This is a genomic window from Chitinophaga polysaccharea (assembly GCF_902150045.1).
GTDB lineage: Bacteria > Bacteroidota > Bacteroidia > Chitinophagales > Chitinophagaceae > Chitinophaga > Chitinophaga polysaccharea_A.
Genome location: NZ_CABFVU010000003.1, coordinates 193,278 through 205,219 on the forward strand (window position 1 = coordinate 193,278; position 11,942 = coordinate 205,219).

10 protein-coding genes are annotated in these 11,942 nt (G+C 48.9%); 5 read left to right on the top strand and 5 right to left on the bottom strand.

Going from position 1 to position 11,942, the window contains the following annotated elements; translation table 11 throughout:
- Window positions 1-70: 70 nt before the first annotated feature.
- The 5 genes from FN124_RS21175 to FN124_RS21195 all read right to left on the bottom strand — a co-directional run bounded on the left by FN124_RS21175 (window position 71) and on the right by FN124_RS21195 (window position 6,593).
- A complete protein-coding gene (locus FN124_RS21175) occupies window positions 71-865 on the bottom strand; it encodes a DUF4397 domain-containing protein (RefSeq protein WP_142686788.1) in 795 nt (264 codons plus the stop codon).
- Window positions 866-883: 18 nt separating this feature from the next.
- Window positions 884-3,439: a TonB-dependent receptor plug domain-containing protein gene (locus tag FN124_RS21180; protein ID WP_260607551.1), complete on the bottom strand. Its 2,556-nt coding sequence runs from the start codon at window positions 3,437-3,439 to the stop codon at window positions 884-886.
- 21 nt (window positions 3,440-3,460) lie between these two features.
- Entirely contained in the window at window positions 3,461-4,414 is a 954-nt protein-coding gene (locus FN124_RS21185; RefSeq protein WP_260607552.1) for a cytochrome-c peroxidase, read from the bottom strand.
- Between the two features lie 194 nt (window positions 4,415-4,608).
- Window positions 4,609-5,253, bottom strand: coding sequence for a YceI family protein (locus FN124_RS21190; protein ID WP_142686790.1), 645 nt, complete (start codon window positions 5,251-5,253; stop codon window positions 4,609-4,611).
- An 80-nt stretch (window positions 5,254-5,333) separates the two neighbouring features.
- Window positions 5,334-6,593 (bottom strand): peroxiredoxin family protein, encoded by a 1,260-nt coding sequence (locus FN124_RS21195; protein WP_142686791.1) that lies wholly within the window; start codon window positions 6,591-6,593, stop codon window positions 5,334-5,336.
- A gap of 252 nt (window positions 6,594-6,845) precedes the next feature.
- Between FN124_RS21195 and FN124_RS21200 the strand changes: the two genes are divergently transcribed.
- The 5 genes from FN124_RS21200 (at window position 6,846) to FN124_RS21220 (ending at window position 11,761) form a co-directional block, all read left to right on the top strand.
- On the top strand, window positions 6,846-9,047 hold the full coding sequence (locus FN124_RS21200) for a B12-binding domain-containing radical SAM protein (protein WP_142686792.1): 2,202 nt from the start codon (window positions 6,846-6,848) through the stop codon (window positions 9,045-9,047).
- Between the two features lie 104 nt (window positions 9,048-9,151).
- Window positions 9,152-9,700 carry a hypothetical protein gene (locus tag FN124_RS21205; protein ID WP_142686793.1) on the top strand — a complete coding sequence of 183 codons (549 nt, stop codon included), beginning with the start codon at window positions 9,152-9,154 and terminating at the stop codon, window positions 9,698-9,700.
- 28 nt (window positions 9,701-9,728) lie between these two features.
- Window positions 9,729-10,367: a hypothetical protein gene (locus FN124_RS21210; RefSeq protein ID WP_142686794.1), complete on the top strand. Its 639-nt coding sequence runs from the start codon at window positions 9,729-9,731 to the stop codon at window positions 10,365-10,367.
- Complete coding sequence (locus tag FN124_RS21215; RefSeq protein ID WP_142686795.1) at window positions 10,337-11,116, top strand: sensor histidine kinase; 780 nt, start codon at window positions 10,337-10,339, stop codon at window positions 11,114-11,116. Before FN124_RS21210 ends, FN124_RS21215 begins: the two co-directional genes overlap by 31 nt.
- A 9-nt stretch (window positions 11,117-11,125) precedes the next feature.
- Window positions 11,126-11,761, top strand: coding sequence for a response regulator transcription factor (locus FN124_RS21220; RefSeq protein WP_142686796.1), 636 nt, complete (start codon window positions 11,126-11,128; stop codon window positions 11,759-11,761).
- The last annotated feature ends 181 nt before the right edge of the window (window positions 11,762-11,942 follow it).

The following is an 11,942-nucleotide window of genomic DNA, read 5'->3' on the forward strand; positions in this document are numbered from 1 at the left end:
GCGATTCTCACACCCATTAAGTTAGTTATGATACAGCCTCTTTTTATTACAAACCACCAATTGCTAACCGTTATAAACCGCCGGTAGAAAGGATGCCAGCGCTTACACCCCCTTTGCTGTCTGCACGTATAAATACTGTGTATATTTTCCCTGCTTCAAGATTGATATTAGTTAAACCCTGCTGGTCAATAACAATGGGCGCCGCATTTTCTCCTGCGCTTACGGTCAATGAAACCGTACCCGCGTTCACGTTAGTGAAGGGCGCGCTTTCGTAGGCGGATCCCTGGAGGTTGCTGCCACCGGCGCTTCCATAGGGAATAGCGGTGAACAGGCTGCTTTCCGCATTGTTTTGTTTCAGTTTCACGTTTACTCCCGCAATGCCCTGCGCCAGGTGCACAAACCGGAGCTTTGCCTTTCCAGAAGGCGGGGCTGAGAGATCATCATAAAAAAGGATCAGGGTGTCTTTGCCTGTATTGGCTTTAGTGGATGCGGCAAATACAGTATGGTAGTATCCGGCAATAGGACCGTTAGGGCCGCCTGTTGCTGAATAGGCAGCGCTGTTGCCAAACTGCCTGGAAGCTTTGTAGGCAGTGCCGCTGCCTTCCGTAAAGTTGATCTGCACATTCCCGAAAGTAGTGGATACATAAGGGGATGTGGCGCCGGGCAGCACGGCATCGGTGGTTACTTTTTGTGTAAACGTCCAGAACTGGATGCCGGTGGCGGGAATACGGGCATTTACAAAACGGATATTGGCGGAGAGCGGAGGGCGGTCGCCGGCGTTTACATCCAGGTAATCCGTTTTGTTGCAGGCGCTGAAAGCCAGTATGGCAAAGCTACCCAGGAAGAAGAAGTGATTATTTTTCATGATGATTTTTTTAATGGATTAGAAACGGGCGTATAACCTTACAAATGGCTGAATGCCTGCACTGCCGTTCTGAATACCTACTACAGACGGGTTGCGCAACCCTGCAATGGCTTTGTCGGTATAGTCGCCCAGTACATTGAACGCATTATTTACACCGGCCGTTACCTGTACGGCTTTGCTGATGCGGTACCCTACGGAGAAGTCGGTAACCCAGATGGGCTTCAGCTCCTGGAAGTAGTAGTCGGGCCGCGGGAAATTAGCATTGAGCGCAGAGGCAGTAGTAACAGCACCAAAATAAATGGCACGTGCCAGGAAGATGAACCGGGGCGTGCTCAGTATAGCCTGCAACGTTATTTTCTGTTGTGGTATATTGGTTGTTACCCTTGCTTTTTCCGATTCGCTGAAGATGACGTATTTGTATTGTTCCAGTCCTTTGGGAGTATTTACAGATGTTACCTCATTCTTTACAAAGTTGCCGCCAGCCAGCAGCTGCAGGCTGTTGCGTTGCAGGGGGATTTTATAGCTGCCGGTAAATTCAATTCCCTGTGTGCGGGTGCTGAATGCATTGTAAAAGAACTTTGCCTGGGTGGTGCCGGTTTGCAGCAGCAATGCCCTTACATCTGCCGGCAGGTTTTGATCGGTAGCAGAGAAGTTACCGGTATTGCCTACACGATTTTTAATATCTATAAGATAGGCATCAACGCTTAGTTCCACGTTTCGTGCCGGTTGGGAAGTAATGCCGGCGGTGTAGCCGGTACTTTTCTCCGGCGTAAGGGAGGGAATGCCAAGCGCCCTGGTAGCGGCGTTCTTATTGGAAGCGGTTACCTGGTCAACGGCGCGGCCCTGCTGGAAGCTGGTGGAGGTTTCCGTGTAATAGAACTGTGCCAGGTCGGGGGCGCGGAAGCCGGTATTGGCGGAACCCCGGATACCGAGCCATGGGGCGAAGCTGTAGCGAGTAGCTATTTTACCGGTAGTAACGTTGCCAAAGTCGGAGAAGTTTTCCGCGCGGATAGCGGCCGACAGCAGCCATTTTTCGGTAACATTAAGCTCCACGTCGGCATAGCCGGCTACAATAGCGCGACTTACATTCACTTCATTTGAAGGGCGGAACCCGGCATGGATCTGTGATCCGGGAGAAAGCCCGTTCAACGCCAGCAGGCCGCCATCGGCCAGGTAAGGCACGCCGTTCACTGAAGTATCTACTGTATAAACAGGGCGGAGATCTGCTTTGCTGTAGGAGGCTTCTTCACCGGCAATGATCTGGTAGGTTTCTGTGCGGTACTGCGCACCAAACGCGATGTTAAGGCCATGCAGCAGGGTGGGGAAGTAACGGCTGATATCAAGGCTGGCGGTATTCTGGGAAGCGTTGTATTTGCCGGCATCGAAAGTAGTAGGGCTTTTGAGGCCCAGGCTGGCATTGAGTGAATTGCTGATCACGTTGCCAAAATCATTTTTGCCATATACATTGGAAATATCGAGCTTCCATTCACCGGCCCGGGCTTTGAGGCCAATGGCAATGGATTTGTCGGTGATGCTGTTGTCCATGTTTGGCAGGAAGCCATCGGGATAAAGACCGGTATTGTTGCGCTCCGTCCATCCCGGCAGGCGGTATACCGCGGTGAACTGGGAGTTGCGGTGACTGATACCGCCGAATGCATATACCTCAGCATCGTCACTAACGGGAATGGCTGTATTAAAAAACAGCAATGCGTCTTTAGCTTTGTTGGAACCTCCGCCGCGCTGGTCAAAGAAATGGCGGTCGATGCCCCTGCTGGCGAGGATGGCATCGTCTATTTCTTTGGTATAGATGTTATCATAACCGCGGGTGTTGGCGCCGCCTCCATAGATGGGGCCGTTGTACAGCCCTGCATCATCGCGGCCGGGCGGGAGTGAAATGGCTTGTGTGGCAAATTCGGCGGTGGCATTGAGGTAGCCGCCCTGGTCGCCTATTTTGATACCGTAGTTAATATTGGTGCGGGTACTGGCGCCATCGCCGCGGCGCCGGACGCTGCCGGTAGTGGATACGATCACATCATCCGTTTGTTTTTTCAGTACGATGTTGATCACCCCTGCGATGGCATCGGAGCCGTATTGGGCGGCGGCGCCGTCGCGCAGTATTTCGATGCGCTCTATAGCGCCGGCGGGAATGGAGTTGAGATCATACCCGGTGGCGCCGTTGCCAAGGCCGCCCCAGTTCACGTTGGAGCTTTTATGGCGGCGTTTACCATTTACCAGTACCAGCAACTGGTCTACGCCAAGTCCTTTCAGCTGTGCCAGGCTCAGGGCAGATCCTGCATCGCCGGCATTGGAGCCGTTTACCGAATGGAAGGAGGGAGATACATATTGTAATAGTTGTGTGATGCTGGTTTGCGGCGCTGCTTCCTGCAGTGATTTAATATCGATGATATCTACAGGTACCGGCGAGTTCAGTTTGGTACGGTTAGCGCTGCGGCTGCCTACGATCTGTACTTCTCCCAGCTGGCTGGTAGTATCCGTAAGGTGTTTATCCTGTGCTGCTAGTGTTGCTGAGAGCAGCATCAGGGGAGAGAGGACCGGCAGTATAATTTTTTTCATGCCCAGGTTGATTTTTTATGGTTAATGATCTTTCAGTTTGAAGCGGTCGTCGGTAAGCGCTACCAGGAATGCTTCCAGGTCTTCCATTTCTTCTTTGCTGAGATGGAGCGGTTTGCTGAGCGACAGGTCACGGTTGATGCCATCGTGTACAATGCTGTTGGGGTCATTGTAATAGGCAATTACTTCCTTTAGTGTTTTGAACATACCGTTATGCATATACGGAGCAGTAACGGCTACATTGCGCAAGCCGGGCACTTTGAAGAAACCGCGGTGGGAGCTGTCTTTCGTGGCTTCAAAGCGGCCTGCGTCCGTTAGGGTGGTCCCGTTATAAAGACCGATGTTTTTGAAGCGGTCGGCCGTAAAATCTTCTCCCGAATGACAATTATTGCAATTGGCTTTACCGATAAAAAGAAGGCGGCCGCGTATAGCCGATGGCGTTAGTGCATTATCATCACCGGCAATGTACCGGTCGTACGGGCTGTTGGCGGTTTCCAGGGTACGCTCAAAGGCGGCGATAGCCTGCAGCAGGTTTTTGCTGTTTGGCGGACTGTTAAACAGTTGCCGGAAGTAGCTTTTATAGCTTTCATCATCGTTAAGGCGCTGCACGGCTTCTTCAATAGGCAGCCCCATTTCGTCGGGATTGATAATAGGCTGCAGCGCCTGGTCTTCCAGGGAAGCGGCGCGTCCGTCCCAAAAGAAATTAGGTCGCCCGGAAAGATTGGTAATGCCAGGCGTATTCCTTTTGGTGGGCGTATGATGAATACCATTGCTGAAGGCGAGGGTATCTGCAAATCCAAATTGCGGGATATGACAGGATGCGCAGCTGATGCTGCGGTCTTTCGATAACAGGGGATCAAAGAACAGTTTTTCTCCCAGCTGTGCTTTGGTGGGCGGATCGCTGGTTTTGAACCCGGCTGTAATAGTGTATGCACATAGTATTCCCAGTAAAATGAATATCATTTTTCTCAGCTTCATGGTGGTAAAAGTTATAAATGGCATGTAATGCCCGGTAGCAACATGGAGGTTGCAGAAAAATTAATTGGTTGATTAAAAAAGGGTGCTGTTAAGAGGCTGTAACAGAGTTGGTGGATCGGCATTCCCGGGAGCATGGGCGGGAGTGCCCGTGCTCCCCAGGAATTATATAATGGGGTAGTAAAAACAAGAACGAATTATTTGGCAGCGGCTACGAGTGTAACATCCAGGTCGAAGTCGTCGTAGATGGCTTTATCGCCGATGCCTTCAAAGAAGCTTTTGGAACCGTATTTAATATTGTATTTGGTACGGTCTACTTTAATAGCTGCTTTGGCCGTGAGCTTGCTGCCGGCAACAGTTACGGTAGCCGGGAAGGTAACGGGGTTGGTGATGCCTTTAATGGTTAAGTTACCGGTTACTTCGTAGTTGCCACCGCCTTTGGAGGTTACGTTGGTAGTTACAAAAGTAGCGGAGGGGAATTTTTCCACTGCGAAGAAATCTTCGCTTCTCAGGTGCCCAAGTAATTTAGCGTTGCCGCCAGCATCTTTGATATCGGTTACCGCGATGCTGCGGGTATCGAGTGAAAAGCTGCCGCCTTTCAGCACGTTGCTTTCTACTTCCAGTTTGCCATCGGCAATATTGATAGTGCCTTCGTGCTGGCCGGTCACTTTTTTACCTGTCCAGTTTAATTTACTTTCTTTACTGTCTACCTGGAAAACAGTTGCTTTCCTGGCTGCTGCAGCTTTGGTTGGTTTTTCTCCTTTGTTGACAGTAGCAGGTGAGGTGAAAGACATGAGGAAGATGGATCCTCCAATAAAAAGCAGTGATGCTAATCGTTGCATATGTTGTGTGTTTAAATTTGGTGCAATTTAATATTGACGGTCGGATTAGCGTTTACGAGATCCGGAAATAAATGTTAAAGTTAGTTTTCTGCAATTAAAGCGTCCAGGTCCTGGTTCCATTTGGCTACATAGTCTTTGTAGTACTGGCCGGTTACTTCACCGGTATAGCCGGTATGTATCTGCCGTACTTCGCCTTTACGGTCAATGATGATCGTAGTAGGGAAGGCCATCATGCGGTTGAGCGCGGGTAGCTTTTCAGATGCCACTTTCTTATCGGCAATGCCGCCAAAGAGAATATCATACTGGATATTGTATTTTTCTTTCAGTTTACCCAGGGTATATTTTGCATATTCCAGGTCATCTTTCTGTTCAAAACCGATGGCGATGGCTTCTACACCGCGGTCTTTGTTTTTATTGAACCAGGGGGAGAGGAAGGAGGTTTGATCTGTGCAGTTAGGGCACCAGGTACCGATGATTTCCACGATCACTACTTTGCCTTTGTATTTGTCGTCGCTCAGTGAAACGTTGTGCCCATTGAGATCTGGCAGGGTGAAGTCCAGTTTTTTATAACCTTCTTTCAGGAAAGTGAGCTTATACGGATCCGGTAATTCTGCAGCCGCATTTTTTTCGCCGTCAAATTTGATGTTATTGTAGATGCCCAGGCTGATTTCCCCGGTGAGGGATTTATCATCATTTATTTTTCCTTTGATGTAGATGGGGCTGGGGCCTGTAAAGCCGGACAGCTCAAATTCATCGCCGTGAACGGTTCCTTCCAGTTCGCGGCTGTCGCCTACTACAGACATGACCACACCGGTGAGTTTATTACCGTTTTGTTTGAGCAGCCCGATGCGGTTGGGAGTTGGTTCTTTACTGTAGATCTTCAGGTCCCATTTGCCGCTGATATCGTATGCAGGCGCGGCTTCCGTGCCTGGTTCCGCGAAGCGGTAGGTTTGTCCGTGTTCCGCTGTGAAAGGCAGTGCGTTGCCGCGGAAGTTGGGCACCAGGCTACGGTATTCGCCGGTGATTTTACCATCGGATTCAATTTTTGCTACCAGGGCAGCATCGTAGGTGTTCATCTTTATAAATAAAGAGTCGTTGCCTATGCGTTGTACATGGAAGTCGTCGCGGCGGGAACCATTTATGAGCGTAAAAACTGCGTGCTCAGGGTCTTTGCCTTTCAGTTCAAAATTGAAGGGCACCTGTGATTCGCTGAGGGTGAATACACCTCTCCAGATACCTTGTTTTACAAATGGCTTTTTGGGTGCGGTGAAGGAGTTGGCGCCGTTAAATAATCCTGTCACCATCAGGCCGGTAAGAAATAAGTGCTTATGCGTTTTCATGGTTGTATATTATTGATTGAATAAAATGCGAGACGTTGCCGGTCCTGGTGGGGCGGACGAGGTAATGCTACAAAATAAAACTGGTGGTGGGAACTGATGGAGTGGTGGCTTTTATCAGTGGTGGTGAGGCAAAGATAAAGTGGTGTTTTATTATTTCCAAATAAAAGTCTATAAATTTTGTAGACTATGCGAAGGGGAGCGCCTTCGCTCCCTCCGCAAAAAGCGGTAGATTTGCGTTTTAAACAACGCGACTTGAGTAATTCAGTTTTTTTAATAACACCGCCGTTTACCCAGCTGAACACGCCATACCCGGCCACAGCTTACCTGAAAGGATTTCTGAATACAAAGAACATTACTTCCTTCCAGTCGGACCTGGGTATTGAGGTAACGCTCCGTTTATTTTCAAAAACCGGGTTGGAGCGTTTATTTGCACATATTGCTGCAGCCCCGCCGGTAGCGGCTTCAGAGAATATAACACGGATGCTGGTGTTGCAGGACGACTATATACAGACCATAGACGCGGTTATTTTATTTTTGCAGGGAAAGAATCCCACACTGGCGCACCTGATCTGCAAACGGGATTACCTGCCGGAAGCATCGCGGTTTGCGCAACTGGATGATCTGAACTGGGCCTTCGGGGCCATGGGCACGCAGGATAAGGCCAAACACCTGGCTACCATGTACCTGGAAGACTTGTCGGACCTCATTATGGAGTGTGTGGACCCGCATTTTGGTTTCAGCAGGTACGCCGAGCGCCTGAGCCGTTCCGCTAACAGCTTCGATGAGCTTTATGCCGCATTACAGGCGGATCATACATATATAGACACTATCCTTACCGACTTGCTGGCATTGCATATGCAGCAGGTACAACCGGCGATGGTGGCCATTTCTGTGCCTTTTCCCGGCAACCTGTACGCGGCATTGCGCTGCGGACAGTGGATCAAACAGCATTATCCTGCCGTGAAAGTGGCGATGGGCGGCGGGTTTCCCAATACGGAACTGCGCTCACTGGCGGATGCCCGGGTATTTGAGTTCGTGGATTTTATTACGCTGGATGATGGGGAAGCGCCCTTGGAAAACCTGCTTTTATTCCTGGAAGGAAAGAAAACCGCGGAAGAACTGAAACGTACTTTCCTGCTGACAGGAGAAAAAGTAACCTATGTGAACAGCTCCGCCACGCATGATTATAAACAGGCCCAGCTGGGCACGCCGGATTATAGCGACCTGCTGCTGGATAAATACATTTCCGCCATAGAAGTAGTAAACCCCATGCACAGCCTGTGGAGCGACGGGCGCTGGAACAAGCTTACCATGGCGCATGGCTGCTATTGGGGCAAATGTACTTTCTGCGATATTTCTCTTGATTATATAAAGATATATGAGCCCATTACGGCATCGTTGCTGTGCGACCGTATGGAAACCATCATTGCGCAAACGGGGCAAAACGGCTTCCACTTTGTGGATGAAGCCGCGCCTCCCGCATTGATGCGGGCACTGGCGCTGGAAATCATCCGGCGTAAGCTCACGGTTAGCTGGTGGACGAACATCCGTTTTGAGAAAAGCTTTACCCGGGATCTGTGCCTGTTGCTGAAGGCATCAGGATGTATCGCGGTTTCCGGCGGACTGGAAGTAGCATCCGACCGGTTGCTGGGGCTGATCCAGAAAGGCATTACCGTTGCCCAGGTAGCGAGGGTGAACCGGCATTTCACCGAGGCCGGTATTATGGTGCACGCATACCTGATGTATGGATTTCCCACACAAACCGCACAGGAAACCATTGACGCGCTGGAAATGGTGCGCCAGATGTTCCAGGCAGGGATATTGCAATCGGCTTTCTGGCACCAGTTTACCATGACGGCCCACAGCCCGGTAGGACTGAATCCTGCCAGGTTCAATGTACAAAAGGAAACAGAGGAAACAGGCGCCTTCGCCAATAATGATATTATGCATATTGATCCCACAGGCACGGACCATGAAGCTTTCAGCTATGGGTTGAAGAAATCGCTGCTGAACTTTATGCACGGCGCCTGCCTGGACTTCCCGTTATCAAAATGGTTCGACTTTAAAGTGCCGAAAACCACGGTGCATCCCGACTTTATCACCAATGCACTGATGGAGGAAGAAGCCGGGACCGTGAAGCCCACATCCAAAGTGGTATACCTGGGCAAACAGCCGGCCATGGAAATTATTACGAAATCGAAGAAGGGGAGTACCTGGGAAATGTCTTCCTTAACATTCCAGGGCAAAAAAGAGAAAGTAAATATCAGCGTGCAGCCCTCCCAGGGCCAATGGCTTACGCAGATGCTGCAGCAGCTGTCGGTAGCTAATGCCAAAACCTATACGTTGCAGGAAGTGAAAGACAGTTACGAGACTGCGGGGTTGGAGGACTTTGAACTGTTCTGGGACAACAAACCGGTAAATACCCTTTACAAGCTGGGTTTATTAAAACTTTAAGAGGACAGTGCAGGTGGATAGCAGTAAAATATGTTACCGGGGATTTTCCCGGTAACAGTCATGAGTAAAAAGTCAAATATTTGTTTCCACTAAACTGACCTAACATGAGTGATCAAATGTCCCTTGCTGGCTATGGTTGTAACGACCAGGGCTACCTGAAACCTCTCACTGAACAGCTGGATTACCGTATGCCTTTTACTTCGGACCAGCTTGTGACCTATGGAATGCCAATTACTGTTGGTGCGTATTTTGGAATGCTGAACAATTTTTACAAATTTTTGATTGCGAATCCCGCACTGATTCCCTTATTCCAGGGATCGTATGCAGTGGATTTCAGTAAAGCCTCTCTTTTACGTATCTTAAGCCAGGAAGGCTGTGAGTACATCCGGTTTCATTTTGCCATTCCTGAGGCCGATGAAAAGCTCAGCCTGGTGGCTGAAGGGCTTACATCGGATCAGGAACAGGTAGGATATGCGCAATTGCTGCAGAAAGCTACCACCAATAATATGGTACATGACACCGGAGATCCAAAAATTGAGGAAAGAGGCAATGGTACCCCAGGCCCGAGAGGACCGCTCAAGCAATTGTTTGACCTGCTGAAGGCCCAGGGATCGCCGCTTGCTACGGCCGACCTGGATCTTTTATTTTTATAGCTAAACCTGATTTAAATTTTTTGTGCCGATGAACGGTTGGGTGTATGCATATTATGCTTTATTGATAGCCTGTTTTATTATCAGTTTGTTTCACCTTGAGCACAGGGAAGTAAAGCTGCTGACCGTATTGCTCGGCGTATCCATTATTACAGAGGTGATAGTGGAAATTATCGGTACAAAAGGTTTAGGTTTTTTTATAGTGTATCATTTTTTTGTGGTGCTGGAATATAGTTTGATTACAATTATTCTCCGATCGGGAATCAGGGACTATCGCTGGCGCTTACTAATGGGTATTTCCATTTTTGTGTTTTGCTTTGTGTCTCTTTTCTACAGCTTTGTAATGGACGGATGGCGTGCCTTTCCGGGTATTAACATCACCATAGAAAGCTTCCTGGTTATTTGCTGGTGCCTTTTATCCTTTTTTTCAATAACCCCGGATAGTGAAGCATCTATATTCCGGCACCCTGTTTTTTGGTTAACCCTTGCCTTCTTTATTTACTTCGCGGCTTCCGTGAGTGTAAACGCCTTTTATAACCTGCTACTGGAAAATGATACGGCCCGTGCCAGGCATTTTTTCGCGGTGTTGAACTCATTATCCAATTACCTGTTGTATATTATGCTGATAAAAGGCGTAGTATGCTTCCGGTCAAACAGGATCTCTTTGTAGCGGTGATTTTTATATCGTTGCTGGTTACCATTATGGGACTGGTGGTAGTGGCTGCGGTAATAAGTTATAAGAAGAAGCAGGATGCATATTTACATCAGCTTAAATTAATGAAAGAAGATTACGACAAACAACTAATGTGGTCCCAGATTGAAATGCAGGAAGAAGCCTTTGCCCATCTGGGGCAGGAATTGCATGACGATATAGGCCAGTTATTAAGCAGTACCAAGCTCCTGATCAATGTTACCCAAAGGAGCATGAAGGAAATCCCGGATACGTTGCAGATTGCAGAAGATACCCTGAGCACCGCTATTCAGCATCTGCGGGCGCTTTCAAAATCATTCAGCCGCCAGTGGCTGGATCAGTTCAGCCTGGTAGAAAACCTGAAAACGGAAGTGGAAAGGCTCAATTCCAGCAGAGCTATCACGGTGAAATTTACCTATGAGCTGGTGGAATTACCCCTGCAGGCGGAGCCACAGATCATCCTGTTCCGGATCATACAGGAAGCCATGCAGAACTGTATTAAACACGCCCGGCCACAGGTGATTGATATCAGCATCCGGAAGGCAAACCAGCAACTGATCGTCATTATTGCGGACGATGGTTCGGGCTTTGATAAAACCAGCATGTCGTCTATCGGTATGGGCACCCGGAATATGCAGCACCGTACCAGCTTACTTGGAGGCGACATCCGCTGGGAGGTAACAACTGCCGGTGGTACGGCCGTATTGATAACATTACCCCTTGAATAATTTTTGTTTATGAAGATCAACATAGGTATTGCAGATGATCACCAGTTGTTCCTGAAATCACTTAGTTTACTGGTGGGCGGATTCGCAGGCTTTCACATTGTGGCCGAAGCGATGAATGGAGAAGAGATGCTGGATAAACTGGCCAAGCTGCCTGCACCCCCTGATATCCTGCTGCTGGACGTAAATATGCCGGTAATGGATGGGGCCAAAGCCACGGAAGCCGTACTGAAATTATATCCCACCGTAAAAGTAGTGGCCCTGTCGATGAAAGACAATGACGCCACGATCATAGAAATGCTGAAGGCTGGTTGCTGTGCTTATCTCCTTAAAGATATCCATCCCACAGAACTGGAAAAAGCATTACAGGAAATTTACACCACAGGGCAGTACAGCAACGATGCCTCCAATGTTAATTACCGCCGCCTGCTGTTGCAGTCGGAGCAAAAACAAACGCTCACAGAACGGGAACGGGAATTCCTTCACCTGGCCTGCAGCGATCTTACCTATAAAGCCATTGCCGCTAAAATGAATGTAACGGAAAGAACCGTGGATGGCTACCGTGAAATATTGTTTAATAAATTAAATGTACAAAGCCGTACTGGTATGGTGCTGGAGGCGCTTCGACGGCAACTGGTGACTTTATAACGATTACTTTTCCCGTAGATTTAGTGCTCATCACCGTATGCCTTGTTGTCCGCTTCTGAACACCCGTTCCCATTTCCGGACAGTTTATCCCGACATTCGCAAAGTAAGCAATTGGTTTTCATAGCGCTATTTGCTGGCATTTTCTTTGGGCGCTTGCATGTGTTTCATTTTCAACCAAAAG